The 23921-nt window shown below is 61.6% G+C and carries 30 protein-coding genes; 10 read left to right on the top strand and 20 right to left on the bottom strand.

Annotation, left to right across the window (positions count from 1 at the left end; all coding sequences use genetic code 11):
• Positions 1-20: 20 nt before the first annotated feature.
• From EDE09_RS09675 to EDE09_RS09665, 3 genes are read right to left on the bottom strand one after another with little or no spacing between them, the layout of a single operon-like run.
• Positions 21-869: an MOSC domain-containing protein gene (locus EDE09_RS09675; protein ID WP_132410037.1), complete on the bottom strand. Its 849-nt coding sequence runs from the start codon at positions 867-869 to the stop codon at positions 21-23.
• A 10-nt stretch (positions 870-879) separates the two neighbouring features.
• On the bottom strand, positions 880-1533 hold the full coding sequence (locus EDE09_RS09670; RefSeq protein ID WP_165924150.1) for an HD domain-containing protein: 654 nt from the start codon (positions 1531-1533) through the stop codon (positions 880-882).
• Entirely contained in the window at positions 1527-4322 is a 2796-nt protein-coding gene (locus EDE09_RS09665; protein ID WP_132410033.1) for a DUF2339 domain-containing protein, read from the bottom strand. Before EDE09_RS09665 ends, EDE09_RS09670 begins: the two co-directional genes overlap by 7 nt.
• A gap of 338 nt (positions 4323-4660) precedes the next feature.
• Between EDE09_RS09665 and EDE09_RS09660 the strand changes: the two genes are divergently transcribed.
• The 5 genes from EDE09_RS09660 to EDE09_RS09640 all read left to right on the top strand — a co-directional run bounded on the left by EDE09_RS09660 (position 4661) and on the right by EDE09_RS09640 (position 8597).
• A complete protein-coding gene (locus EDE09_RS09660; RefSeq protein WP_105373767.1) occupies positions 4661-5701 on the top strand; it encodes an ABC transporter substrate-binding protein in 1041 nt (346 codons plus the stop codon).
• Positions 5702-5820: 119 nt separating this feature from the next.
• A complete protein-coding gene (locus EDE09_RS09655) occupies positions 5821-6576 on the top strand; it encodes an ABC transporter ATP-binding protein (RefSeq protein WP_105373766.1) in 756 nt (251 codons plus the stop codon).
• A 10-nt stretch (positions 6577-6586) separates the two neighbouring features.
• Positions 6587-7405 carry an ABC transporter permease gene (locus EDE09_RS09650; protein WP_105373730.1) on the top strand — a complete coding sequence of 273 codons (819 nt, stop codon included), beginning with the start codon at positions 6587-6589 and terminating at the stop codon, positions 7403-7405.
• 113 nt (positions 7406-7518) lie between these two features.
• Positions 7519-7908, top strand: coding sequence for an MbcA/ParS/Xre antitoxin family protein (locus tag EDE09_RS09645; RefSeq protein WP_207914827.1), 390 nt, complete (start codon positions 7519-7521; stop codon positions 7906-7908).
• The gene (locus tag EDE09_RS09640; RefSeq protein WP_132410031.1) at positions 7905-8597 is read left to right on the top strand and encodes an RES family NAD+ phosphorylase; all 693 of its coding nucleotides are present in this window, start codon (positions 7905-7907) and stop codon (positions 8595-8597) included. Before EDE09_RS09645 ends, EDE09_RS09640 begins: the two co-directional genes overlap by 4 nt.
• Positions 8598-8689: 92 nt before the next feature.
• On the opposite strand, the gene EDE09_RS09635 is transcribed toward EDE09_RS09640, so the two are convergent.
• The 10 genes from EDE09_RS09635 to EDE09_RS09590 form a co-directional block, all read right to left on the bottom strand.
• Positions 8690-9583 carry a mechanosensitive ion channel domain-containing protein gene (locus EDE09_RS09635; RefSeq protein WP_132410029.1) on the bottom strand — a complete coding sequence of 298 codons (894 nt, stop codon included), beginning with the start codon at positions 9581-9583 and terminating at the stop codon, positions 8690-8692.
• A 108-nt stretch (positions 9584-9691) separates the two neighbouring features.
• Complete coding sequence (locus EDE09_RS09630) at positions 9692-10228, bottom strand: tyrosine phosphatase family protein (protein ID WP_132410027.1); 537 nt, start codon at positions 10226-10228, stop codon at positions 9692-9694.
• The gene (locus tag EDE09_RS09625; protein ID WP_245505106.1) at positions 10225-10830 is read right to left on the bottom strand and encodes an HD family hydrolase; all 606 of its coding nucleotides are present in this window, start codon (positions 10828-10830) and stop codon (positions 10225-10227) included. Before EDE09_RS09625 ends, EDE09_RS09630 begins: the two co-directional genes overlap by 4 nt.
• Positions 10831-10886: 56 nt before the next feature.
• Positions 10887-11729, bottom strand: coding sequence for a folate-binding protein YgfZ (locus tag EDE09_RS09620; protein ID WP_132410023.1), 843 nt, complete (start codon positions 11727-11729; stop codon positions 10887-10889).
• A gap of 73 nt (positions 11730-11802) precedes the next feature.
• Entirely contained in the window at positions 11803-12576 is a 774-nt protein-coding gene (locus EDE09_RS09615) for a hypothetical protein (protein WP_132410021.1), read from the bottom strand.
• Positions 12577-12591: 15 nt separating this feature from the next.
• Positions 12592-12849 carry a hypothetical protein gene (locus EDE09_RS09610; protein ID WP_105373724.1) on the bottom strand — a complete coding sequence of 86 codons (258 nt, stop codon included), beginning with the start codon at positions 12847-12849 and terminating at the stop codon, positions 12592-12594.
• A 101-nt stretch (positions 12850-12950) separates the two neighbouring features.
• On the bottom strand, positions 12951-13394 hold the full coding sequence (locus tag EDE09_RS09605) for a TIGR02301 family protein (protein ID WP_105373763.1): 444 nt from the start codon (positions 13392-13394) through the stop codon (positions 12951-12953).
• Between the two features lie 30 nt (positions 13395-13424).
• Entirely contained in the window at positions 13425-13844 is a 420-nt protein-coding gene (locus tag EDE09_RS09600; RefSeq protein ID WP_132410019.1) for an NUDIX hydrolase, read from the bottom strand.
• Between the two features lie 10 nt (positions 13845-13854).
• Positions 13855-14154, bottom strand: coding sequence for an addiction module antidote protein (locus EDE09_RS09595; RefSeq protein ID WP_132410017.1), 300 nt, complete (start codon positions 14152-14154; stop codon positions 13855-13857).
• A 2-nt stretch (positions 14155-14156) separates the two neighbouring features.
• Positions 14157-14453 (bottom strand): type II toxin-antitoxin system RelE/ParE family toxin, encoded by a 297-nt coding sequence (locus tag EDE09_RS09590; RefSeq protein WP_132410015.1) that lies wholly within the window; start codon positions 14451-14453, stop codon positions 14157-14159.
• A gap of 47 nt (positions 14454-14500) precedes the next feature.
• Between EDE09_RS09590 and EDE09_RS09585 the strand changes: the two genes are divergently transcribed.
• From EDE09_RS09585 to EDE09_RS09575, 3 genes are read left to right on the top strand one after another with little or no spacing between them, the layout of a single operon-like run.
• On the top strand, positions 14501-14827 hold the full coding sequence (locus EDE09_RS09585) for a YnfA family protein (protein ID WP_105373720.1): 327 nt from the start codon (positions 14501-14503) through the stop codon (positions 14825-14827).
• 47 nt (positions 14828-14874) lie between these two features.
• Positions 14875-15642 (top strand): SOS response-associated peptidase, encoded by a 768-nt coding sequence (locus EDE09_RS09580; RefSeq protein ID WP_105373719.1) that lies wholly within the window; start codon positions 14875-14877, stop codon positions 15640-15642.
• Between the two features lie 31 nt (positions 15643-15673).
• Positions 15674-16297, top strand: a complete 624-nt coding sequence (locus EDE09_RS09575) for a LysE/ArgO family amino acid transporter (RefSeq protein WP_112802309.1) — start codon at positions 15674-15676, stop codon at positions 16295-16297.
• A 4-nt stretch (positions 16298-16301) separates the two neighbouring features.
• Here EDE09_RS09575 and EDE09_RS28125 read toward each other — a convergent pair whose 3' ends face one another.
• The 3 genes from EDE09_RS28125 to EDE09_RS09565 all read right to left on the bottom strand — a co-directional run bounded on the left by EDE09_RS28125 (position 16302) and on the right by EDE09_RS09565 (position 18170).
• Positions 16302-16439 carry a hypothetical protein gene (locus EDE09_RS28125; RefSeq protein ID WP_165924147.1) on the bottom strand — a complete coding sequence of 46 codons (138 nt, stop codon included), beginning with the start codon at positions 16437-16439 and terminating at the stop codon, positions 16302-16304.
• Positions 16440-16615: 176 nt separating this feature from the next.
• Positions 16616-17452 carry a CDP-diacylglycerol--serine O-phosphatidyltransferase gene (gene pssA / locus EDE09_RS09570; protein ID WP_132410013.1) on the bottom strand — a complete coding sequence of 279 codons (837 nt, stop codon included), beginning with the start codon at positions 17450-17452 and terminating at the stop codon, positions 16616-16618.
• A 19-nt stretch (positions 17453-17471) separates the two neighbouring features.
• Positions 17472-18170 carry a phosphatidylserine decarboxylase gene (locus EDE09_RS09565; protein WP_105373762.1) on the bottom strand — a complete coding sequence of 233 codons (699 nt, stop codon included), beginning with the start codon at positions 18168-18170 and terminating at the stop codon, positions 17472-17474.
• A gap of 507 nt (positions 18171-18677) precedes the next feature.
• Between EDE09_RS09565 and EDE09_RS09560 the strand changes: the two genes are divergently transcribed.
• Positions 18678-18875 carry a hypothetical protein gene (locus EDE09_RS09560; RefSeq protein WP_105373716.1) on the top strand — a complete coding sequence of 66 codons (198 nt, stop codon included), beginning with the start codon at positions 18678-18680 and terminating at the stop codon, positions 18873-18875.
• A gap of 215 nt (positions 18876-19090) precedes the next feature.
• Here the strand turns inward: EDE09_RS09560 and EDE09_RS09555 are convergent, their stop codons facing one another.
• The gene (locus EDE09_RS09555; protein ID WP_105373715.1) at positions 19091-20980 is read right to left on the bottom strand and encodes an ABC transporter ATP-binding protein/permease; all 1890 of its coding nucleotides are present in this window, start codon (positions 20978-20980) and stop codon (positions 19091-19093) included.
• A 183-nt stretch (positions 20981-21163) separates the two neighbouring features.
• Positions 21164-21532, bottom strand: a complete 369-nt coding sequence (locus tag EDE09_RS09550; RefSeq protein ID WP_105373714.1) for a response regulator — start codon at positions 21530-21532, stop codon at positions 21164-21166.
• A 469-nt stretch (positions 21533-22001) separates the two neighbouring features.
• On the opposite strand from EDE09_RS09550, the gene EDE09_RS28935 reads away from it, so the two are divergent.
• Entirely contained in the window at positions 22002-22439 is a 438-nt protein-coding gene (locus tag EDE09_RS28935) for a helix-turn-helix domain-containing protein (RefSeq protein ID WP_348631311.1), read from the top strand.
• Between the two features lie 115 nt (positions 22440-22554).
• On the opposite strand, the gene EDE09_RS09540 is transcribed toward EDE09_RS28935, so the two are convergent.
• Both EDE09_RS09540 and EDE09_RS09535 read right to left on the bottom strand, forming a co-directional pair.
• The gene (locus EDE09_RS09540) at positions 22555-23139 is read right to left on the bottom strand and encodes a hypothetical protein (protein ID WP_132410009.1); all 585 of its coding nucleotides are present in this window, start codon (positions 23137-23139) and stop codon (positions 22555-22557) included.
• A gap of 149 nt (positions 23140-23288) precedes the next feature.
• A complete protein-coding gene (locus EDE09_RS09535) occupies positions 23289-23693 on the bottom strand; it encodes a VOC family protein (RefSeq protein ID WP_105373711.1) in 405 nt (134 codons plus the stop codon).
• Positions 23694-23921 lie beyond the last annotated feature (228 nt).

Here is a 23921-nt window from a genome sequence, read left to right as displayed (position 1 = left end):
AGGTAGCGGACCCGGCGGCGTCACGCCCGCCGCTTGATCGCCCAGGCGTCCCGCTCCGCCGTTACCGTCGCCACGTCGCCGACCTTGATGCGCCCGATGCCGCGCGGCACGGCATTCCAGCCGAAGAGCGGACCGGGCACACGGCGATCGGCAGACATGCGGATGCGGCCCATAGCGGCCATCGGGCTCGGCGCCTCGCGGGAGCCGGTCTTCTGGTCCTGCGTGGTCATGATGCAGCGGGCGCAGGGTTTGACGAAATCGAAGCGGATGCCGGAAATCTCGATGCCTTCCCAATTGTCTTCCTCGAAGGCCTCGTCATGGTCGAGCACGATATTCGGTCGGAAACGCTCCATGCCGACCGCGCCTTCGCCATGTTTTTCCATGTCGGCATTGAGTGCCGCGAGCGAGCCGGTCGTGGTGACGAGCACCTGATAACCGTCCGCGAAAGTGACGGGCGTATCCGGCCCCGCCCATTCGGCGCTTGCGGTACGCTTCGCGTGATCGTCGAAGAAGACCAGCCGGATGTCGCGACCGAGCCAGCCCGAAAGCGTCTCGTTGACAGCGTCGTCCGCCAGTGCTGCGCTGACAATCGATTTCCACACGGCCACGTTCATGCGACGACCGGCCGGGAGGTGGCTGACACCGATCTCGCCCTTGCCGTCGATCGCCAGGCGGAAGCCGCCGTCTTGCGGCGTCACCTGAAGCTGCGCCAGCGCCTGCAGTTCGCGCTGCGTGATGAAATGGCCGGAAGGATCCGTCACCATCATCCGCCGGTCGCCGGGAATGCCTTCCGCCGCGATCTCCGCTTCGGTAAGCGCAATGCCGCGGCCGCTTTTCAGCGGATAGTAGTTGAGTTGGCTGACGCGCATGATGATATCCTCAGATTTCGTCGACGAAGAGGTCGAGTACCGTTTTCAGCCTCTCATGCCGTTCCTTCGCGAGCACCCGGCCGGTCGCGGTCTGGAACCCATCCGCCAGCTTGAACAGCTTTATTCCGAAATGGTCGATGGCAAAGGCCTTGTCGTCCAGAGGCCGCTCCTTGCCGAGCGGATCGGCGGGATCGTAGAGGCCGGATCCCATGCGGCCGGCGATATAGAAGCAGCGCGCTGCACCCACCATGCCGATCGCATCCATTCGGTCGGCATCCTGCAATATCTTCGCCTCCAGCGTTTCCGGCGCAATGTTTGCCGAAAAGCTGTGGGTGGTGATGGCATGCGCGACGGCGGCGATATCCTCTTCCACCCATCCAAGGCCGGCAAGAATGCCGGCGGCTTTCTCCGCCGCCAGCCGCGAAGCCTGCGATCTCAGGGGCGAATTCTTCTCGACCGCCACGCAATCGTGCAGCAGCACGGCGGCCGCGAGCACTCGCCCGTCGCCGCCTTCTTTCTCGTGGATACGCAAGGCATTGCGGAAGACGCGCAGGATATGGGCGATGTCGTGGCTGCCGTCGTCGCCTTCGGTCGCATGCGGGATCAGGGTTTGGGCAAGCTCCTCGTAGGGCGAGAAGGCTGCGGCAAGCGAAACGGTCACGATGCGGGTTCCTGCGAATCGGTCAGCTCGGGTTCACCGTTCTTTTTCACCAGAATGCGCTGGTAGAAAAGCCCGATGCCGATCAGCACCGCACCGAGCCCGATGAACGAGACTGCCCGCAAGATGCCTTCGAGATTCGACATGTCGATCAGGAACACTTTCACGACCGCGACCAGCACGAGGCCGGCGGAAGCAAGCCGCAGGCTCTTGGCGTCCAGCCTCGATCCCACCGCCAGCAGCGCCACGCCGATCAGCAGCCAGACCACTGAATAGGTATAGGTCTCTCCCTGCAGAAAACCCTTCCAGTCGGCGATGTTCTCTCCCTGCCAGAAACGGCGCACCGAAAGCGTCGCCCAGAGGAAGCCGAGCACCGCGCCGGCGAGCGCCAGCATGACGACATAGGGCTGCGGTCGCCGCCCGCGCGCATACCAGGCGACCAGGCCATAGGCGAGCGCTGGCAGAAGATAGCCGATCAGCAGCAGGTTGAAGAAGGGCCAGGCACCGGTGCTTTCGCCGCTGAAAAAGGGGTTCAGCGCGAAGAGATGCAGCGACAGCACGTTGAGCGTCGCGATCACCCCGGCAATCATGGAACCCCAGCGGAAGACCGGGCTCGGCGATCTGAGATCGAGGGTCAGAAGCACGCCGGAGAAACCAACGGTGACGAGCGTGTAGATCGACTGTTCGCCAAGCGTCGGCACCCGGTCGTCCAGCACGCCGCCGTTCATCGCATGACGTACGAGAACGGCGACCGTCATCAGGCCCGCGAGCGAGGCAAGCGCCTGCATGACGTTGCGGATGCGGAAATCCGCGGAACCTCTCAGCAGCCAGGCAGTCGCGATCGCAAGCAGCGTCGGAATGCCGTAGCCGGGAAGGAGCGCATTGAGGAAGGGCGTCTTGCCGAGGCTGTTGACGCCGATCAGCGTCGGTTCCCAGGCAATGCGGCCGAAGACGATCAGCGTGGCGGCGGCCATCATCCAGGGCAGTGCCGGCCAAGAGCGGAACCGCATCGCCAGCACATAGGCGAAGCCGAGGACCGAAAGCAGGATCGTGGTGACGATGCCGTTGGTCACCGCATGCAGCGCAAGCGCAAAACCTGCGAAGGAACCCGCGACGAGAAGATTTGCAGGCCAGTCGATAGGTAGATCGGTGCGCTCCTCGGTCGTCTTTTCGCTCCTGCGGAACAGCCAGTCCGCGCCGGCAAGCAGCACGAGGCCGAGCGCCAGCCCGTAGACCCCATGCGTCCAGTCGCGTCCGAGATTGCCGAAGTTGAGGAAGCTGATTGTCGCAAGCGTTACCGGCACGGCCGGCATCAGGACGCTCCAGAGGATCGGGAATTCCGGTTCGGCACTACGCAAACGCCTGAGAAAGGCAAAACCGAGAAAGGTGAAGATGGCGCCGAGACCGAGGCTGATGATGATCTCATGCGTGTAGGTCAAAACCGCCACCGGCTGGCCTTCAGTCGGCGGCGGCGGAATGTAATCGAGCAAAAGGAGCGCGGTCAGTGTTATGGCCAATACCGCACCCGCGGCGGAGATCAGGGCCGGCCAGACCGCATAGGCGCGGCTCGCGCCGAGTGCCGCCAGCGCCGCGATCACCGCGGCAGAGGCAAACAGGGGGTCGATGCCGGTCGGAAAATCCGCAAGTAGCATGGCAAGCGCCGGCAGGACGGCCATGATCGAGACGGACAGCGTGATCTGCAGGGGCGGGCGCCCAAGAAGCCCGCTCCAGCCGGACTTCGCTGGCCGGTCCAGCCCATAGCGCGGCCCGGGCCAGAAGAAGCCCGTGCCGGCGATCATTACGATCAGCGCCAATGCCGGCGGCATGGCGTCGAATACGTCGGACCCCACCGCATAGGCGATGGCCCAGAGCCCGATGCCGATATTGGCAAGCGTCGGCACGATCGTCCAGCGCCGGAAGCGCGAGGCGGCATTGACCGCAAACCAGGTCAGGCCGAGGAAGAGGAACAGTGCATTGGCGCTCGGTTCCTCGCTTGCCACCAGTGCCGGCGTGATCAGCGAGGCGAGCAGTCCGAGTCCGGCGAGCGCCTGTCCGTGCAGCAGCGACAGCGCGATCGTCGTGAAGGAGACGAGTGCCAGTAGGATGAAGGCGCTGGTCGGCCCGATGAACTCATAGACGGCATAGGCTGCGAAGATTGCACCGAGCAGCGTCACCCCGCCGGCAGCCGTCAGCGCCCCGGGGATCATCGCATTGCTGAACCGCTCGGAAGCTTGCGGCAGGGCGCGTCGGCGCACAACCTCGCCCGCCGCCATCAGGAAAAGGCCGAACAGGCAGGCGAGGGTGAGCCGCGCAGCAGGGCCGAGCAGGCCGGCCTCGATCGAGTAGCGCACCAGGAAAATGCCGCCGAAGGCGAGCGCCACGCCGCCCACCCAGACCGGCCAGCGGGCGCCGAGATAACTCTCGAGATTTTCTTTGGTTTTCGGCTTGGCGGTGGGTTGAGGGGCGGGGCCGGGTGTAAGCTCTTCCTGTCCGGTGCCGGGCTCGCTTTCTTCGGTGCTTACGGATGCCGCCGCCAGCTCTTCGGCGGTTGCTGCATCCTCGGCAGTTTCGCGCGCCGCGAGTTCGGCAGCCGATGCCGGCTCCTCAGCGACCGTCTCGGTTGCGGCTTCGGCCGAAGCCGCAGTCGCGGCCTCCCGGAGCGGAAGCGCCTGCCGCGCCAGGAGATCGGCCTTGACCGCCTCCAGCTCCTTTTCGAGCCCGGCGATGCGGTTGGATGTTCGCCGATGCAGGCCAAACACCAGGATGACGAGAAACAGCAGCAGGATTTCGGTCATCGGCGGGGCTCACGGACGGAGGAATTGTTCCAGGCTTTATACAATTGCCGGGTGAGGAAAGGGAAGAGCCGCCGTTTTCGTCAAATCGAATGACGAAGCCGCGGAAAGCATTAACCTTTCCAGATCTTCTACGCCGATTTCAGTCGTCCCTTGCTTCACGGGTCCTCGCCCCCTGTGCCGAAAACGGGGGCAGGATGTTGCCGGCAAAATCATCGTCTGCATAAAATATAATCGATACTAAGATATGATAACTTTATGTGCAATTTCAGCTTGCGCGACAGGAGAAGAAAGGTTTGGATGCGGTTATCAAACAAGAAACCTCGAGGGGACGACCTTTCATGATCTCGCGCAGACTGCTTTCCAAACTTTCGGCCGCCGCGGCTGTGGCCTTTGCCGCAGGCTTTGTCGCGTCCGCGGCGCCGGCCCGGGCGGATACGCCCATCAAAGTTACGCTGGACTGGAAGTTCGAGGGTCCCGCTGCCGGCTTCCTGCTCGCCCAGGACAAGGGCTACTTCAAGGCCGAAGGTCTCGATGTCACCATCGACACGGGTAACGGTTCGGTCGAGGCGATTCCGCGCGTCGCCACCGGCGCCTATCAGATCGGTTTCGGCGACATCAATTCGCTGATCAAATTCCTCGATGAGGACCCGTCGCAGAAGATCAAGATGGTCATGATGGTCTACGAGCGTCCGACCTTTGCGGTCGTCGGCCGCAAGTCGCTCGGGGTCACCAACGATCCGAAGTCGCTCGAAGGCAAGAAGCTCGGCGCTCCGCCGCCGGATGGCGCCTTTGCCCAGTGGAAGGCTTTCAAGCAGGTCGCCAAGATCGACGACAGCAAGATCACCATCGAATCGATCGGTTTTCCGGTCCGTGAGCCGATGCTCGCCCAGGGCAAGGTCGATGCCGTCTTCGGCTTCGCCTTCTCGGTCATTCTGAACCTGAAGGCGCAGGGTATCAAGGACGAGGATATCGCCACCATCCTGATGGCGGAAAACGGTCTCAACCTTTACGGCAACGGCATTACGGTCAATGCCGATTTCGCCGCGAAGAACCCGGCGGCCGTGAAAGGCTTCGTGAAGGCTCTGGCCAAGGGTTTTGCCGACGCGGTCGCCAAACCCGAAGAGGGCGTCGCAGCCGTCCTGAAGCGCAACGAGACGCTGAACAAGGATATTGAGCTGCAGCGCCTCAACATGGCGAATTCCATGAACATCAAGACCCCTTATGTTGTCGCCAACGGTTTCGGCGGCATCGATCCGGCAAGGCTCACCGCCTCGATCGAAACGCTGAAGGTCTCCATGGGCCTCAAGGGCAATGTGAAGGCTGACCAAGTGTTCGACGCAAGCTTCCTGCCCCCCAAGGAAGAGCGAATGCTTCCTTGATCATCGATGGAGAACCCGGCTCAAACCCGGGTTCTCTCTCGTCTGGAATTATGAATGATCGCGGAGACACGCCATTGGCGCACCTCGTTTCCCCCTTGGTTTCTATCGAAAACGTCGACATGCGTTATGGCGGCCCCAACGGGACGCTCGCCGTCTCCGGGCTCAACATGAAGGTCGGCAAGGGTGAGTTTGCTGCGGTCGTTGGCCCGTCCGGCTGCGGAAAGTCGACGCTGATGAAGCTCGTCACCGGCTTGCATATCCCGCAAGGCGGCGGCGTGATCGTTGCCGGCAAACAGGTCACGGAGCCGGTATCGATCGTCGGCATGGCTTTCCAGAATCCGACCATGCTGCCCTGGCGCACGACGCTCGACAATATCCTCCTGCCGCTGGAGATCGTCGAAAGGCACCGTCACCGGCTGCGCAGGCATAAGGCGGAATATGTGGAAAAGGCCGAACACCTGCTCGAAACTGTCGGCCTGAAGGGCTTCGGCTCGAAATTTCCCTGGCAGCTTTCCGGCGGCATGCAGCAGCGGGCGAATCTCTGCCGCGCCCTCATCCACGAGCCGGAACTCCTGATGCTCGACGAGCCCTTCGGCGCGCTCGATGCCTTCACCCGCGAGGAGCTCTGGTGCGTCATCCGCGATCTGCATGCAGCGCAGGGCGTCACCATCGTCCTCGTCACGCATGACCTGCGCGAAGCGACCTTCCTGGCCGACCGAATCTTCGTCATGAGCGCGCGTCCCGGCAGGATATTGAAGGAGCATGTCGTGCCCTTCGCCCGTCCGCGCGACCTCGAAGTCATGTATGAAAAGGGCTTCAACGACATGGTGCATGAACTGCACGGCGAGATCGCCAAGGCGAGGGTGGCGGCATGAGGGACGTGAGATGAGCGCCGTGACCGACAACACCACCCCGGTAACGCAGGCAAGGCCGCTTTCGGCCCGAATGAGCTGGGTTACATTGGCGCCCTGGCTTTATACGCTCGGCTTGTTCGTCCTCTGGGAACTGCTGGTCATCGCGCTCGAAATGCCGCCGACCATCCTGCCGGCCCCCTCCCGTGTCTTCCAGGCGATCCTGCAATACTGGTCGCCGATCTGGAAAAACTCGCTGCAGACCCTCTACACGACGACGCTGGGTTTCGCGATCGCGGTCGTGGCGGGGCTTGGCATCGGCCTTTTCATCGGCTGGTCGAAGACGATCTATGCCGGGCTCTATCCGCTGATGATCGGCTTCAACGCCATCCCCAAGGTGGCTCTGGTGCCGATCCTCGTCATCTGGTTCGGCATCGGTACTATCCCGGCGGTCCTCACGGCCTTCCTGATTTCCTTCTTTCCGATCGTCGTCAACGTTGCGACCGGGCTTGCGACCATCGAGCCGGAAACCGAGGACGTGCTGCGCGCGCTCGGCGCGAAGAAGATGGACATCATGCTGAAGGTCGGCATCCCGCGCTCCATGCCCTATTTCTTCGGCTCGCTGAAGATTGCGATCACGCTTGCCTTCGTAGGCTCCGTCGTCTCGGAAACGGTGGCCTCCAACTACGGGCTCGGCAATATGATGAGTTCCGCGCAGAGCCAGTTCAACGTGCCGCTGGTCTTCGCCGGCCTGCTGATGCTGGCCGTGGAGGGCATCGCCATGTACGCCTTCATGGCATGGATCGAGCGGCGCATGACCGGTTGGGCGCATCGCTCCACTATGGCCCAGTAAGCGGCTTTCCAAAACTTCGATCCTCTGTCGTGCTTCCGCTCTTGTCCATGTGACCTTTACATTTGGTTCATTTGGACTATTTTGGTGTGGTGGCAATTAGGAATAAGTCTCCCGTGGAAGTCGCGCCGAAAAAGCATGACGCTGAGCAACTGGCAGCCGTGGCCCTGAAGGCTTTCGGCAATGTGATGAGCGAGTGGGGGGTATCCCTCAGCGAAGCGGCGGGTTTGGCCGATATGTCGGAGAGCACCTGGAAGCGCGCGAGGAAGCCCGGTTATGCTGGCGGGCTGACCAAGGACCAGATGCTGCGGCTCAGCGCGGTCATCGGCATCTATAAGGCCCTTAAGCTCTATTTCAGCGAGCCGGTCGCCACTCGGTGGATGACGCTGCCGAACAACGGCCCACTGTTTGAGGGCGCCCGTCCGGTCGATACGCTGATCGAGGAGGGGTTGCCGCAGTTTCTGAGGGTGCGCAACTATCTCGACGCGCTGCGTGGCGGCGCGTGATTATCACGGCGTTGAAGGACCGGGGGCTGGTTCGGCTGATCCCGGCAACCTATCACAAGCCGCCCAGCCTGCGCGGGCTCGTCGATAGCGACGAGGAGCTGGAAATCCTTGCCGAGATCGAGGGCCTGACGAGCGCCCGCCTGATTGCCGAGCGGGGTCTGAACCTGCATCTTGATCGCCGCGAACTCGCCTGGAAACGCCGCAGGCACGACCTGCAGGTCTATGGCAACAGCCACATCAATGCCGCCTTCACCTATACGCGCAAGGGCGGCAACCGTTTTAACGCTGAAAGCCGCGGCGCCTGGTATTGCAGCTGGGACGTGATGACCTCGATTGCGGAAGTTGCCTACCATAAGACAAGGGAATTGCGTTTCATCGGGATATTTGAGGAGACGGCGCGCTATGTCGAACTTGTGGCCGATTTCATCGGCGAATTTCCCGACATCACCGACGAGGCGTCACACCCGGCCCTTAACCCCGATCCGGCTCTCGGTTATCCGGAAGGGCAGGCGCTGGCTGAAAAACTGCGGCGGGAGGGCTATGACGGCTTGATCTATCCATCGGTGCGCCATCAGGGCGGGCGTTGCCTTGTGGCATTCGAGCCGACCGCGATCCGCAACGTCCGCCCCGGCGCCTCCTGGGACATCGTCTGGCAGGGCACGGAGGATTACAGCGTCAACGCCGTTTGAGGCTGGAGCCAAGGTTCGAAAATTTATCTTTCGAAGATTTTGCGCACCAGGCCCGGCCTCCTCGTAAGGCCAGACCTGGTGCATCCTTTCCTTCAGGACCGCGCTGTCGCCGGTTCGTCCGCACCGTAAGGAGCCGGAGGTCCGCTCGCACCGGCAGTGCCGCGCGAATTTGCCTGAGGGTCTGGAATCTTTTCCGGTCGCTTGTCGAAGGCGAGCTTGATCGCCTTCGACAAGTCGCGGCTGGCATTCCACCAATCGCTGCTTTTTGTCCAGTATCGAAGTGTGACTTTCGTGCCGCCGGCGTCGAATTCCGCAACGAAGGCGGCCGGGGCGGGATCATCCAGCACCCGCTTGTCGTCGCGGGCAATGTGGAGAAGCCGTGCCTGTGCCGCGCCGATGTCCTCGTCTGCGCCGATATGCACCGAAATCTCGTTGCGGCGGGTTCTGCGCCGGCTGTAATTGGTGATCGGCACGTTCCAGAGGGTCGAATTTGGTGCGAGACGATAGATCCCGTCCGCTGTCTTCAGCTCGGTCGCAAAGAGGCCGACCTCAACGACCGTGCCGGTCACGCTGCTGGTCTCGATCGTCTCGCCGACGCGGAAGGGACGAAGCACAAGCAGCATGATGCCGGCGGCGATATTCTGAAGCGTTCCCTGAAGCGCCAACCCGACCGCAAGGCCGATCGCACCGAGCGCTGCGAGGATCGAGGCGGTCTGGACGCCGAACTGCCCGAGCACCATGACAATGACCAGGATCAGGACCACGTAGCGGACGATATTGGAAAAGAACTGGGCAAGGGTGGCGTCGATGCCGTGTATGCGTGACAGCCCGCTGTGAGCCCAGTTGCTGAGCATCCGCGCGGCGATCCAGCCAAGTATGAGAAGCACGACCGCGCCGATCACGGCGAAGGAATACTGCACCGCCAGAGCGCTCAGTTGAGCGAGTGCCGCTCTTGTCGCCACAACGAAATCCGATGTCTGTTCCATCCGGTCGACCGCTCCTTTCTCTGGATGGCCCGTAATTGGCGCAGCAGGCCGGGAGGTCAAGGCAAAAAAGACGGTCGTTTAATTGTACCAATAAGTGATTGAAACAACTTAGTTTTTAAGGTCTAAAGTGACCTGGAGAGGCAATACGAAGGATGCCCGGCCATCCGTTTCGGCCCCGCGGCCGATGCCTTTGACCGCCGCGATCAGACGCCCGTTGCGGCCGAGCATGTGGTCGCCGATCTCGATCAGCCGCGAATTCGGCGTGGCATGCGGTGCCGCTTTTCGCAGCCGGCCGGCAAGTTCGAAATCGTCTTCTTCCGGATGGAGCGCCAATGCCGTTATGACGGCCGCCGCCGGGGAACGGGAGACGCCCATCCAACAGTGGATGAGGATCGGCGCCGATTGGTCCCAGTCCCGCACGAAGGCAATCAGGCGTTCGACATGCGTCTCGCTGGGTGCGATGAGGTCCCCGGTGCCGGCAAAACCGATGTCGTTCATGGCGAGCTTCAGGTGGCGCTCGGCGGCGATCACTCCCGGCCGGTGGAAATCCTGGCGTTCGGCGATGAGGCTCACCATCGCCCCGGCCCGGTGCCTGACGGCCATCTCGGCAATGTTTGCGAGCGGACAGACGACGATTGAGGTCATGGTTCCCTCTTGGTCGTCTCGGTCGCCTGCTTGCCGTGGCCGCGTGCGGCCTCGATGTCATGAAAGCGGTCGAGGAAGCGCCGCTGTGCTTCGAGCGCAGGCATCGGGGCGATCGGCAGCATGTCGCGGGTGATGCCGCGCGGCTGGCCGAAGAATTTCCGCGCTTCGGCGACGGAAAAGCCGGCGAGTTCGGTTGCCTCGAAGAAGGCGGCGATCGTGTCGGCCTTCTTGATCAGCGCCTTCAAATCACGGGATGCATGCGGCGGCAGGCCGAAGCGCAGGTGGATCGCCGCCTCCAGCCGCTGTTCGACAGCCTTGTAGCCGCCGCCGACGACCGATTTGAACGGCGAGATCATGTCGCCGATGACATATTCCGGCGCATCGTGCAGCAGCGTCATCTGCAGCGCATCGGCACTACAGGATGTGTTGCAACGCCGAAGAATCTCCTCCACAACGAGACAATGCTGGGCGACCGAAAAGGCATGGTCGCCACGCGTCTGGCCGTTCCATCGGGCGACGCGGGCAAGGCCGTGGGCGATATCGGAGATCTCGACATCGAGAGGCGAGGGGTCGAGCAGATCGAGCCGCCGTCCCGAGAGCATGCGTTGCCAGGCGCGGGCGCCGGGCGCATCGGTCCCGGCAGATATCGTGGCTGCGGTCACGGCTCGGCCTCTTCGGCCTCGACGGGGAATGAAAGCCCGGTCCATTCCGGCAGTGTGAGCTTCACCGGCACATCGCCGACGATGAAAGGCAGGCCGCGCGCCAGTGCATCGCCGACACGATCGATGCGCACGACGGCAAGCCCCTTGTTGCCGGCGACCGAGCCGAGTGCGCCGACGGTCTTGCCGCCCGCGATGATCTCGATGCCGGAGGCCGGCAGGGCGGCATCACCGGAAACCAGCGCCAGCCGCCGCCTCGCGGTACCGCGGTGCTGCATGCGGGAAACCACTTCCTGGCCGACATAACAGCCCTTGCGGAAGGAGAGCCCGTCCGTCTTGTCGAGCAGGACATCGTGCGGAAAAGCGTCCTGCAACGGATAGTCGTGACCGGAAAGCGCCACGCCGACGTCGGCCCGCAGCGCGTGATAGGTCTCCTCCGGCCCCTCCGCCTGCCTGCCGGGGACGCGGGAGAGCACAATGCCTGCCTTGGCGAAGGCCGCATCCTTCACCGCGCCTTTTTCCGCCTCGTCGCCCCAGAAGACCGTTACGCCCTCCGTCGATTCGGCGGTGAGATCGACCGCAGCGCGCAGCTTGTACATGGTCAGCCGCCGCATCAGGGCTTCACGCTGCGAAGCTTCGGTCTCGATGAGGAAATCGTGGCTTTCGCGCCATACGAGGAAATCGAACAGGATCTTGCCCTGCGGTGTCAGCAGCGCACCGGGCCGCGCCTCGCCAGCCGGCAATCCCTCGATATCTGTGGTGATAAGCCCCTGCAGGAATTCCTGGGCGTCGCGCCCGGAAAGGCGGATCAGGCTTCGCGTCGGAAGAAAGGCGGCGGACATGGCAGGCAATCCGGTTGTCAGGAAAAAGGAGAATTAAGTCTTCCCGCAGGCGGCGACAAGACTTGTCGTTCTCTCAATCCCCGCCGGAGAAGAACTTCCATTTGCCGTCGGGACTGATGCCGATACGGAAGAAGTTGTAGTTGCCGTTTTCCTCCATGCCTGCGAGGTCGCCGGCGGTGACGATGCGCAGGAGATCGACGCGCTCGGGCGGCGTCAAGGAGCCGAGCGCCTTGCCGGTAAAATAGGGCCAGACATAAGCTTCGTCCGGCGTGCCCGCATCGAAACGGGCTGGCCCTGTCGACAGGATGTCGAGAATGATGGCAAGGATTTCCTGCCCGTCGGGATCGCCGGAAAAGCTCTTGAGCGTCTCGATGGGATCGTCGCTTTCGCCATTCATCACCTGCGTCTGTTTGTCGCCGGTGCTGATCAACGGGCGAAGCCTGGCGATATCGCCGGAGGCTGCGGCTTCGACGAGTTGCTCGCGCATATGCTTGACCGGCTGCGGCAGCTTCGACATGTCGATGATGATCTCGGCCGACTGGTCGCCGTTGTTGGCAGGCGTTTCGGCCGCTTTCGTGTCGGGTGTTGTCGCGGGCGCGTCCTCGGCGCCCGTCTGTGGCCGGTCGATGGCAGGACCCGGCGGCGGCAATGTCGTGCCATCCAGTGCCTGGAGAATTTGCTTCTCTTCGCTTTGCCGTGTCGGCGCGCGTTCGTCCTGATCGGGGGAGAGTACGGAAAGTGCCAATGCACTGCCGCCGGTAGCCAGGCTCAGCGCACCCGCAAGCACCGTTGCCGCGCAAAGGCGGATGAGAAGAGGGGAAATGGTCGTTTCCTCTGCAGGGCGCATGGAAACCTCGGCTATCTATTGAATCATTCGCTCGGGAGAAAATTCGCCAGCGAGCATGCGGGTCTTCAGCGATTCGAGCATGGCTTCGGCACCCAGCTCGCCATGGATGCGGATGGTCTCCCGCATGGCAAGCACCAGTGCCGCGTCGGCGATGATTTCCGGTTCGATGCCATCCGCCCGGCCGTCGGCCCAGGCCTCGCTCTGATATTCCAAGGCAGCCTGCATCTTCTCATGCACAATCATGTCGTCGATGTCGTTGCGGCCTGTCTGCATTCTGATGTCCTCGGTGCCCGTTTGATTACTAGCCCGTTAAAAACTTTATCAGTCTTTTATCAAAACGACACGGCCTCCTGCGAAAAGAGGTAAATAATCCTCTAATTTCCGAAGCGTGTCGCAATTTCTGTGGCAAGTGTTGCGCCTTCGTTACGGTATCGTTCCTCCGCCGTCCTGGCCGCATCTGTACAGGAGGTGTGCACTGCGGCAAAGGACCGATAACCGCGGTTGAAGGCGGCTGTCAGTTTCTCGCGCCGTTTGGGTTCGTTCGCCGTGTCGGTATCCAACAGCTGCTGCATGGATGCGCGCCAGTCGGAGGCAGGTACGCCGCACAGCGTCCGCAGATACTGGATGGAGCCGAGAACTTCGGCAAGGCGTGTCAGCTGCACCTCATAGGGCGCCGGCTTTTCTTCTGCGGCCGGCGGCGGCACGGCTGCGGCAGGCGGCTGTTTCGCCGTTGGCTGTTTCGTCGTCTGGGCAGCGAGCGGCGTCGCCGCGGCGGCCGCCACAAGCGTGATCAGGACAAGTCGCGAAATAGAACTCATGAACGGGATCCGGCGCGGCATATTAAAAATCTAATAGCGGGCCTTGATCTCTACCGCCAGCCTTTCGGCGCATTCGAGCACGCTCGGCGGCACAGGAAGGGAGCGGATTTCCTCGATGGTATACCAGCCCGGATCCGCGGCATCGTCGGCTGCGACGACTTCCGTATCGGCATCCGCCTCGACACGGAAGACCGAGAGAAAGAAATGACTGCCGCCTTCCTTTTCGCTCATCAGGTCATAGGTCGCGAAAAGGACGGGATTGCGAGCCGTGACGCCCGTCTCTTCGAAAAACTCCCGTAACGCAGTCTCATCCGGCGTCTCCCCCGGCTCGGCGCGTCCACCCGGAAAGGCGAACAGATCGGCCGACGGCGGGTTCATCCGGCGGATCAGCAGGAACCGCCCACCCCGTTCGAGAATGGCGGAGGATGCGGCTTGCGGAGAGGAGGGCATGGATCTTCTTCTAGCGGGCGGCCGCGTCATGGGGGACGATCGTCAGATCGTATCCGATCGCACGGACAACTTTTACGATAGTCGCGAACTCAGGATTTCCGCCTTCGCTGAGCGCTCGATAGAGATTTTCGCGTGACAAACCGGCATCCTTGGCGACCTGGCTCATTCCCCGGGCACGCGCCACATCGCCGATTGCTGCCGCGATGACGGCTGGGTCGCCATCCTCGAACACGGCTTCCAGAAAAAGCGCTATCCGTTCGTCGCTGTTCAGATGCTCGACAATATCCCACTTCTTGGTCTCGACTGCCATAGTCAGTCCTCCAGGTCCGCCGCCAGTGCCTTCGCCGACAGGATATCGTCAGTCTGGCTGGATTTATCGCCGCCACACAGAAGGATGACCAATTTCTGCCCGCGCCGCGTGAAATAGATTCTGTAACCAGGTCCGTAGTCGATTCGCATCTCGCTGATGCCAGAACCGACCGCCTTCACATCGCCGGGGTTCCCCAGCGACAAACGATAGATGCGGGTATTGATACGGGCTTTCGCGCGCTCGTCCCGCAACCGGGCAAACCAAGTCGAGTAGATTTTGGTTTCCCGGATTTCGATCACGTGGCAATGTAGCGTATAAGCTACAAATCTTCAATCCTGCCATCCTCATGAAAACCTACGCGCTCTACTCCTTCGCCGCCCTTGCCGAGATCGCCGGCTGCTTCGCCTTCTGGGCCTGGTGGCGATTGGAGAAGTCCGTCTGGTGGCTGGCGCCCGGCATGCTTTCGCTCGTCCTTTTTGCCTGGGCGCTGGCGCTGGTGCCGAGCGATGCAGCGGGACGCGCCTATGCCGCCTACGGCAGCATCTATATCCTCGCCTCGATCCTATGGCTGTGGATGGTGGAGGCCCGGGTGCCGGATCGGTGGGATGCGCTCGGTGTCGCCGTCTGCCTTGCCGGCGGCGCCATCATCTTCTTCGGGCCGCGCAGTGCTTGATGGCCGCGCCGCTTGACGCATTTTGAGGCCGATGCCATGACAGGCGCATGTGCGGACGCTACGCCCTGACGGCGACCCCCAGGGATATCTCGGAATTTTTCAGTCTGGTGGATCTCGAGGATTTCCCGGCGCGCTACAACATTGCTCCGACGCAGCCGATCCTCGTGGTGATCGAATCGGAACGCCGCGAGCCAGGCAGCAATCTGCCGACGCGACGGGCGCTCCTCGCCCGCTGGGGACTGATTCCCGGCTGGCTGAAGGACCCGAAGGATTTTCCGCTGCTGATCAACGCGCGGGCGGAAACGGCAATCGGCAAGGCCTCCTTCCGCGCGGCGATGCGCCATCGGCGCGTTCTCATACCGGCGACGGGTTTCTACGAATGGCGCCGGCCGCCGAAGGAGAGCGGCGTCAAGCCGCAGGCCTATTGGATCCGTCCGAAGCACGGCGGCGTCGTGGCCTTTGCCGGCCTGATGGAAACCTGGTCCTCGGCGGACGGTTCGGAAGTGGATACCGCCGCGATCATGACCACCACGGCGAATGCGGCGATCCGCGGCATCCATGATCGCATGCCGGTGGTAATCCAGCCGGAAGATTTCGAACGCTGGCTTGATTGCAAGACGCAGGAGCCGCGCCACGTGGAAGACCTGATGCGGCCGGCGCAGGAGGACTTTTTCGAGGCGCTGCCGGTCTCCGATCTCGTCAACAAGGTCTCGAATATGGGGCCGGACCTGCAGAAGCCGGTGGCCGTCGCCGTCCCGGAAGAGAAGCCGCCGAAAGGCAAAAAGCCAGACACCGATCAAATGTCGCTCTTCTGACCCTTCCTCTTTTTCCAGGCGAGATATTCCCATGAACCTGCTTTCTGCCGGCTTTTCCGGTTTCGCCCTCGGGGGCTCGCTGATCGTCGCGATCGGTGCCCAGAACGCCTTCATCCTGCGCCAGGGGTTGATCCGCAGCCACGTCTTCATCCTCTGCCTGATCTGCGCGCTGTCCGATGCATTGCTGATCGCCGCCGGCGTCGCCGGTCTCGGCACCATTGTTTCGCAATCGCCGGTTTTGATTTCGGTGGTGACGCTCGGCGGCGCGGCCTTCCTCGGCACCTATTCCTTCATGGCCTTCAGGCGCGCGGCAAAGCCGGGTGCCATGGTCGCCGGCGCTCCCGAAAGTCTCGGCCTGAAGGCGGCGGTGATGACCTGCCTTGCCTTCACCTTCCTCAATCCGCATGTCTATCTGGATACGGTCGTGCTGCTCGGCAGCCTGTCTGCAGCCTTCGAAGGCTTCGAACGGATCGCCTACGGCGCCGGTGCGGCGGTCGCCTCGTTCGCCTGGTTCTTCGGGCTGGGTTACGGCGCGCGCTTCCTGGCGCCGCTCTTTGCAAGACCCGCCGCCTGGCGGGTTCTGGATGTCGTCATCGGCGTGGTGATGGGCCTGCTCGCGCTGGGGCTCGTTTTGAGCTTCCTCGGCGGCAAATAGGCGATCAGCCGGCCGGTGTGAGCTTCGGCTTGCGCTTCAGCATCAGGGCTGCGGCAACCACGGCCTTGAGCGCCAGCGGGCGGTAAGGCGGGTTGATATCCTGCTTGGTGTCGGTCTTCTTGACTGGTTTTTCGCTGCTCATGGCTGTCTCCTCTCACACGCGAATCTTTTGTTTTTGCATTTGCGATCGCGCCTCTCCGCATTAAAGCGGGCAGAATCGTGGCTGAACAAGCCGGCACGCTCGCCAGCTTTTCATAAAACCTGCATCTTGCGGGAAACTGTTGCGTGAAAGCTGCAACTTACCAAGTGCGGAGCCTGTCAGACGTTGGCGCTGTCGTCCTCGATGGTGATCGTGCCGTAGCGGCGGTGCCAGGCACGCGCGCTAAAGGGCAGGACGCAGAGATAGGCGATAACCGTGACCGACAGCACCTCCCAGGTATAGCTCATCAGCAGAGCCACATAGAGCACCACGGCGAGCAGGATCGGCAGCATGAGGTCCCGCCGGATGCGGCTCGATTTGCCGGACCAGACCGGCAGGCGGGAGACGAGCAGATAGCCGATCAGGATCGTATAGGCGACGCTCCCGTATACGAAGAGGGGGGAGGAGCCCAAACCCAGGAAACCGAGATAGACCGGCAGCAGCACCAGCATGGCGCCCATCGGCGCCGGCACGCCGACGAAGAATTCCGACTGCCAGGGCGCCTTGATATCACGGTCGGCCATAACGTTGAAACGGGCAAGACGCAGGCCGGCGGCGATCGCATAGAGCAGTCCCGCGATCCAGCCGATCGACTTGGCATTGTGCAGCAGGAAGGCATAGGAAACGAGCGCCGGCGCGACGCCGAAATTGATGATGTCGGCAAGCGAATCCATCTGCACCCCGAATTTCGATGTGGCCTTCAGGAGCCGCGCAATACGCCCGTCGATACCATCAAGGAAGGCGGCAAGCAGCACCATGGCCACCGCAAGCTCGTAGCGCCCCTCGAATGCCAGCCGAATGCCCGTCAGGCCCGCGCAGATGGCCAGCACCGTGATCAGGTTCGGCACCATGAGGCGCAGCGGAATCTCGCGCAGACGAGGCCCGCGGGCCTCGTCGTTCGGCCGGTTCGGCTCATGGGGGGAAGAGGTCGAGGCGTCGGGGGCTGGCGTCTCCATGATGCTGTCTCGTGCTCCTTTATACGCGGCGGCTGATGGTCGGACCCTTGGACGAACCGAATTCGGCAAGCACGGTTTCGCCGCCGAGGGCCAGTTGGCCGACCGAGACCCGTGGCTGGGCGCCGGCAGGCACGAAAACGTCTAGGCGCGACCCGAAGCGGATGAGGCCGAAGCGTTCGCCCGCGTTGACCGGTTCCGTCGGTTTCACCCAGCAGACGATGCGGCGCGCCACGAGACCGGCAATCTGCACGACACCGACCTTGCCGTGGCGGGTTTCGATGACCAGGCCGTTTCGCTCGTTGTCCTCGCTCGCCTTGTCGAGTTCGGCATTGATGAACTGGCCGGGGCGGTATTCGATGCGGGTCACCTGGCCGCGCACCGGCGAGCGGTTGATATGGCAGTCGAAGACATTCATGAACACCGAGATGCGCAGCATCGGCTCCGAGCCAAGCTCGAGCTCGGCCGGCGGCACGACGAAGGCGACATGCGAGATGCGGCCGTCGGCGGGGCTGAGCACGAGGTCGTCATCCTGAGGCACGGCGCGCTCGGGATCGCGGAAGAAATAGGCGCACCAGAGGGTCAGCACGAGGCCGATCCAGAACAGCGGTTCGGCGATCCAGCCGAGGATCAGCGAGGCGATGAAGAAGGCCGCCACGAAGACATAACCTTCCTTGTGGATCGGCACGAGCGTGTTGCGGATGGTGTCGAAGAGATTGATCAACCGTTTTCTCCTGGATGGTCAGCCCGAACTGACTACAGGGAAACCGTTTTTGCGGCAATGCGGTTCCGTCGCTCTGTGGCGAAGACCAGTACGGTCGCGTCGTCGCCATCGCATCGGCCTGAGCGATAGGACCCGCGCTGGTCCGCCCGAGCGCGAGCCCCATCCCCATGCCCCCAACGCAGTACTCACCAACAAAAAGAGGTGGCTCGACCGTTTTTCCCGTCCGAGCCACCAAGCAGTCTGTTGGCAATTGTGAGATAACAACCTCGCCGTCAATCGCGCGTGAAAGGCGCGTGAACGGGACCGCCATTCGTGCTCATTCGTGGTAATTTTCCGCAAAAAAATGCAGGTGGATTGATCGGCGGAGGGAGAACCCGTCGCTGGGCTGAAGGAGAACCTACATCTATCGGACGACCTGCCAGACCGCCCGAAACCCGCTATTGATTGCGTCCGGCGCATTGCGCCGCGTGCCGCAAGAGATGACGCACCTGGACGGGAGGATGTATGACATATCTGCGCATTTGGATCGTAGCCACGGTTGCCTTCATGGCCTGCGCAGCAATCGTCACTGCCGGCTACTACGACATCGAGGGAACGGTTCCGGCAAGCCCGCCGGTCTATGTCGAGATGTGGGCAGGATGGATGGGCTTTATCACGGTGTCCGTCGCAGGCGTGAAGTGGCTGCTCGACTATCGTAAATGAGCCGTTCCTTCTGAAAAAAGGACTAGGCGCGCCGCTCAGGGCCGAACGGCCGGCAACTTCAGGGCTGCGGCGGGACCCAGCCCATCCAGGTCGTGAATGCCAGAAGCGGCGAGCTGTAAAATGTCAGGACGAGGAGATAGGCGAGCGCAATGGCGCCGAACACCGCCATTCTTTTCCAGGAAGATCGCATTGTTTTCCTTTTATCCGTGGAGAGCTTATTCCGCCGCGGGGGCGCCGCGCAGGATGATGCCGAGATCGTCGCTTTCGCGCACTTTCCTGAGCTGCTCTTCGGCCTGCACCGCCTCGCGCTGGCGGTTCCACATTGAGGCATAGAGCCCGTCCTGGGCGAGCAGCCCGGCATGGGTGCCACGCTCGGCGATCAGGCCGTCGCGCAGCACGATGATCTCGTCCGCATTGATGACGGTCGAAAGCCGGTGGGCGATGACCAGCGTCGTGCGGTTCTTCGAAACCGTATCGAGCGCTGACTGAATTTCATGCTCGGTCGTGGTGTCGAGCGCGGAGGTCGCCTCGTCGAGGATCAGGATCGGCGGGGCCTTGAGGATCGTGCGGGCAATCGCCACGCGCTGTTTCTCGCCGCCGGAAAGTTTCAAGCCGCGCTCGCCCACCTTCGTATCGAAACCTTCGGGAAGCGTGCGGATGAAATGGCTGATCTGCGCCACCTCGGCAGCCGTCTGGACCTCCTCTTCGGTCGCGCTCGGGCGACCGTAGCGAATGTTGTAGGCGACCGTGTCGTTGAAGAGGACGGTATCCTGCGGCACCATGCCGATAGCAGCCCGCAGCGAATGCTGAGTGACATCACGGACATCCTGGCCATCGATGGTGATCGTGCCGTCCTGGATATCATAGAAGCGGTAGAGCAGGCGGGAGATGGTCGACTTGCCGGCGCCCGACGGGCCGACGATCGCCACCGTCTTGCCGGCTGGCACGTCGAAGGAAACGCCCTTGAGGATCGGCCGCGCCGGATCATAGGAAAAATGCACGTCCCTGAACGCGATTGCCCCCTGGCGGATATCCAGTTTCTTCGCGTCCGGCCGGTCGACCACTTCCGGCTCCACCTCCAGAAGGTCGAACATCTGCTCGATGTCCGTCAGTCCCTGACGGATTTCGCGATAGACAAAGCCGATGAAATTGAGCGGCACGGAAAGCTGCATCAGCAGCGCGTTGACGAAGACGAAATCGCCGATCGTCTGCTCGCCGCGTTGCACGGCAAGCGCCGACATGACCATCATCACCGTCTGGCCGAGGCCGAAGATCACCCCCTGGCCGAAGTTCAGCCAGCCGAGCGAGGTCCAGACGTCGGTCGCGGCTTTTTCGTAGCGCGCCATCGACGTGTCGAAGCGCCTGGCCTCCATCTCCTCGTTGCCGAAATATTTAACCGTTTCGAAATTGAGGAGCGAATCGATCGCCTTTGTATTGGCGTCCGTATCGCTGTCGTTCATCGAGCGGCGGATGCCTATGCGCCAGTCGCTCGCCTTGATGGTGAACCAGATATAGAGCCAGACGGTCACGGCGGTGACGAGAACGTACCAGAAGCCGTAGCTGACCCAGAAGATGATCGCCGTCAGCAGGAATTCCAGAAGCGTCGGCACGGAGTTGAGGATCGTGAAGCGCACGATCGTTTCGATCCCCTTGGTGCCGCGCTCGATGACGCGCGACAGCCCGCCCGTCTTGCGCTCGAGGTGAAAGCGCAGCGACAGCTGGTGCATATGGACGAAGGTACGGTAGGCGAGCTGGCGCACCGCATGTTGCCCAACCGAGGCAAACAGCGCGTCGCGGAGCTGGTTGAGCCCCACCTGCAGGATGCGGGTAAAATTATAGGCGATGACAAGGATGACGGCGCCGAGCAGGAAGGCCGGCAGGATCCCCGCCATGTCCAGCCTGCCGTTCAGCGCATCCGTTGCCCATTTGAAGAAATAGGGAACGGCGAGCAGCACGAACTTGGCGAGAAAAAGATAGAAGGTCGCCCAGAGCACGCGCGCCTTCAGATCCGCACGGCCCTCCGGCCACATATAGGGCCACAGGTTGACGAGGGTGCCGAGCGGATTGCTGGCATCCGCCGATACGGTCTTTTTCTTGTCCGCCATGAAAGTCTCCGCGAGGGCGCGTCAAAACGCCACCCGGCACATAAGGGTCGGAGGAGAATGTTGCAATGACGGTTTGATGAAACATGCGGCCCTCCGGCTCGCTATTGCGGTACAGGGCCCTTGCGGGGGAGGTGTGTGAACCTCAGCCGTCCGCCAGGCAGAAAGCGGGTGGAGCTTTGTTCCTCAGGCGCAATGAGCCTGCAGCAGGCACAAGCGGATGGCGTGGAGCAATTCGGTCGGGTCGGCCGGCTTGGAAATCCACTGACCGTGGAGAAACACGGCGTGGGCGTCGGACGGCTCGCTGTGGGCGCTGTGGACGACAAAGGGAATATTGCGCCTCACGAGGGTTTCCGCGATTTCAACGCATTCGCCGTCGCGCAGGAAGATGTCCAGGACGGCCGCGTCCGGTGATCTGTCAACCAGCCAGGCCTCCGCATCGCGACACGAAGCCATCATCACTGCCTCGCCCAAACCTGCATCGCGTAGCATTTCCTCAACGTCCCAAGAAACAAGCGGCTGATCTTCCAGCAGTAGGATCGTGGGGCGCTTCATAGCGGCTGATACCTCTTATTATCGCATCGAATATAATTGTCTTCCTATCGCAGGTCCGGCTTAGTCCGGTGTCGTACGGAGCGCTTCATTCGGCCTCATTGTTGATATATGGATCGTCATCGTCTGCTTTGAATAAAAAGGGCGCGGGCGACTAGGAGATGCATTTACTCTTGCCCCAGTGGAGGGCAAGACTATGCCGTCGCCGCAAAATTCCAATTTCAAGAACAGACTTCTTCGATTGCTTCCGGACACGGAGCTTTCACTATTTTCGTCTTCTCTGGAGAGGATCGAGCTCCCCAAGGACTTTCTTCTTGCACCAGCTGGGGGAAGTATCGAACATGTCTACTTTCTCGAAAGCGGGCTTGCCTCGATTGTCTCGGTTTCAGCAGAGGGACAGAAGGCGGAAGCCGGAATGTTGGGGCGAGATGGATTTGCCCCAACGCCGCCCTCTGTGAGCAGCGCGAAAAGTTTGCATGAAGTCCTAATTCAGTCTCCAGGCTGGGGTCACCGTCTCGACATTGCGACCTTTGGGCATGCGCTTGCAAAAAGCCGCCCCTTCGCGGACCTGCTGGCGAAATCGGTACATGTTCTGGCCACTCAAGTAAGCTATACCGCCCTCTCCAATGCGGTGCATCAGGTCGATGAGCGGCTGGCACGATGGCTGCTGATGGCGCAGGATCGTGTCGGCGGGTCGGAACTGGCTATCACCCACGAGTACATCGCGCTGATGCTGGCGGTTAGACGTCCGAGCGTCACCACGGCTCTTCATGTCCTGGAAGGAAACGGGTTCATCCGCTCCGAACGCGGCCTTATCGTCATTAGAAACCGCGAGGCGATGAAGGATTATGCCCGGGACGCCTATGGCAGGCCCGAGGAGGAGTATCGGGAGCTTCTGGGGGAAATGTGAGCGCCGGGCGCAGATCCAGCGCAAGCCTCAAGGACGGCGCCTTCCCAGGAAGGGACCGATCAAGGCTCCCAGCCTGCCAAACATTGGGGAGCGCCTGATCGCAGACCTGGTCTTTTCAACGCACCAAAGGTCGGATGTGCTCGTAGCTGACGATGACTTGGTTGCTGGTGCCTTCGTCATAGATCTTTGCAAGGGTCACATGAAGATCGGGTGAATAAAGGACGCTCAGGTTTTCGGTCGTCCTCCCGTTCTGCTTTGTTTCCTGTTTTACACGAAACACGTCATACTTGCAGCGACCGAGGGCGACCGTTTCCTCTGCTGTAACGGTGAGTTCCAGCACCCAGTCGTCTGCTGATCGCTTCGCGTCAAAGGGCACGAAATTGATAGTATGACGATCACCCTTCTTGAGGGGAAGGATGTTGCTCAGATCCGATAGGGGATATCTGGCATATCTTTCCTTTCGATCCTCAAGGGAAAGATCGAACAGTCCTTCGAACGAATAGACGACCTGCTTGTCCGGTCCACCAAAAGAGGTGATTATTTGGACAAGGGGTCCTTTAGTTTTCCGAAATTCACTCAGCGCTTCAAGGCGCCCGAGTATGAAACCGTTCTTTGCCGTTTTCGACGACGGGCAGTCCGCTGCTTGGGCGATCGTGGGCAATAACGCGGCGGCCAGAAGAGTACGCCTGAAAAGGCTCATCATTGTCCTCATAAGTTGTAAGATTGGCAGACTGATACATACTCACCATTGTCGATGTCCAGTAGTGCCTTTGCGTTATCTGCCGAGCGGACGTCCCGTTCGGGAGATGTAATGCCAAACCCGAGTTGGGCGTCAGCAGCGGTGGAGGTTCACGCTCTCCCGTCCGTAAACTCGATAAGATCCCACAGGTTACCGTAGAGGTCCTTGAAGACTGCCACGATTCCGTAGTCGGCCTCCTTCGGCTCCCGGACAAATTCGATGCCGCCGCCCACCAGATTGTTGTAGTCCCGCCAAAAATCGTCCGTGCGCAGGAACAGGAAAACCCGGCCGCCAGCCTGGTCGCCGATATATTCGCTCTGATGGGCCGTGGAGGCGCGGGCAAGCAGCAGCGACGTGCTGCCGGCTCCTTGCGGCTTGACGACCACCCATCGCTTGTCCTGTTCCGGCTGATAGGTGTCTTCCATCAGGACGAAGCCCAGTTTGTTGACGTAGAAGTCGATCGCCTCGTCATAGTCGCGAACGACAAGGGCGATCAGCGCGAGTGTCTGGTTCATCTTTGGCTCTCCTGCTTGAGCATCCGCCTGGAGCGGTGGGCGGGCGATCGGCAAGCTATTTGAAGCAGGCATAGGCCGCAATCGTCGGGATCCGCGTTGCTGGCAACGTCTTGCTGAGTTGCATCGTTTTGCCCTGTTCCAGCCAGGAAGGTGCAAACACCTTCATCCGCGCCGGACATCTCCGGGGCGGTGGAATGGGGAATGGGGCAGGCGGGGTATTCGGGGTAT

The sequence above is a fragment of the Neorhizobium sp. S3-V5DH genome (assembly GCF_004343065.1).
Taxonomy (GTDB): domain Bacteria; phylum Pseudomonadota; class Alphaproteobacteria; order Rhizobiales; family Rhizobiaceae; genus Neorhizobium; species Neorhizobium huautlense.
The sequence above is the reverse complement of the archived record's forward strand: the minus strand, read 5'-3'. Positions and strand labels throughout refer to the sequence as shown.

Coding starts and splice junctions, on each gene's coding strand:
- EDE09_RS09605 (WP_105373763.1), bottom strand. CDS start 13,394: ATGAGTTCTATTTCGCGACTTGTCCTGATCACGCTTGTGGCGGCCGCC.
- EDE09_RS09600 (WP_132410019.1), bottom strand. CDS start 13,844: ATGCCCTCCTCTCCGCAAGCCGCATCCTCCGCCATTCTCGAACGGGGT.
- EDE09_RS09625 (WP_245505106.1), bottom strand. CDS start 10,830: ATGCTCTCGGGACGGCGGCTCGATCTGCTCGACCCCTCGCCTCTCGAT.
- EDE09_RS09555 (WP_105373715.1), bottom strand. CDS start 20,980: ATGGCGGACAAGAAAAAGACCGTATCGGCGGATGCCAGCAATCCGCTC.
- EDE09_RS09540 (WP_132410009.1), bottom strand. CDS start 23,139: ATGAGCCTTTTCAGGCGTACTCTTCTGGCCGCCGCGTTATTGCCCACG.
- EDE09_RS09665 (WP_132410033.1), bottom strand. CDS start 4,322: ATGACCGAAATCCTGCTGCTGTTTCTCGTCATCCTGGTGTTTGGCCTG.
- EDE09_RS09580 (WP_105373719.1), top strand. CDS start 14,875: ATGTGCGGACGCTACGCCCTGACGGCGACCCCCAGGGATATCTCGGAA.
- EDE09_RS09655 (WP_105373766.1), top strand. CDS start 5,821: ATGCGTTATGGCGGCCCCAACGGGACGCTCGCCGTCTCCGGGCTCAAC.
- EDE09_RS09560 (WP_105373716.1), top strand. CDS start 18,678: ATGACATATCTGCGCATTTGGATCGTAGCCACGGTTGCCTTCATGGCC.
- pssA (WP_132410013.1), bottom strand. CDS start 17,452: ATGGAGACGCCAGCCCCCGACGCCTCGACCTCTTCCCCCCATGAGCCG.
- EDE09_RS09535 (WP_105373711.1), bottom strand. CDS start 23,693: ATGAACCAGACACTCGCGCTGATCGCCCTTGTCGTTCGCGACTATGAC.
- EDE09_RS09675 (WP_132410037.1), bottom strand. CDS start 869: ATGCGCGTCAGCCAACTCAACTACTATCCGCTGAAAAGCGGCCGCGGC.
- EDE09_RS09630 (WP_132410027.1), bottom strand. CDS start 10,228: ATGACCTCAATCGTCGTCTGTCCGCTCGCAAACATTGCCGAGATGGCC.
- EDE09_RS09595 (WP_132410017.1), bottom strand. CDS start 14,154: ATGGCAGTCGAGACCAAGAAGTGGGATATTGTCGAGCATCTGAACAGC.
- EDE09_RS09610 (WP_105373724.1), bottom strand. CDS start 12,849: ATGCAGACAGGCCGCAACGACATCGACGACATGATTGTGCATGAGAAG.
- EDE09_RS28125 (WP_165924147.1), bottom strand. CDS start 16,439: ATGAGCAGCGAAAAACCAGTCAAGAAGACCGACACCAAGCAGGATATC.
- EDE09_RS09615 (WP_132410021.1), bottom strand. CDS start 12,576: ATGCGCCCTGCAGAGGAAACGACCATTTCCCCTCTTCTCATCCGCCTT.
- EDE09_RS09620 (WP_132410023.1), bottom strand. CDS start 11,729: ATGTCCGCCGCCTTTCTTCCGACGCGAAGCCTGATCCGCCTTTCCGGG.
- EDE09_RS09585 (WP_105373720.1), top strand. CDS start 14,501: ATGAAAACCTACGCGCTCTACTCCTTCGCCGCCCTTGCCGAGATCGCC.
- EDE09_RS09575 (WP_112802309.1), top strand. CDS start 15,674: ATGAACCTGCTTTCTGCCGGCTTTTCCGGTTTCGCCCTCGGGGGCTCG.
- EDE09_RS09650 (WP_105373730.1), top strand. CDS start 6,587: ATGAGCGCCGTGACCGACAACACCACCCCGGTAACGCAGGCAAGGCCG.
- EDE09_RS09550 (WP_105373714.1), bottom strand. CDS start 21,532: ATGAAGCGCCCCACGATCCTACTGCTGGAAGATCAGCCGCTTGTTTCT.
- EDE09_RS09660 (WP_105373767.1), top strand. CDS start 4,661: ATGATCTCGCGCAGACTGCTTTCCAAACTTTCGGCCGCCGCGGCTGTG.
- EDE09_RS09635 (WP_132410029.1), bottom strand. CDS start 9,583: ATGGAACAGACATCGGATTTCGTTGTGGCGACAAGAGCGGCACTCGCT.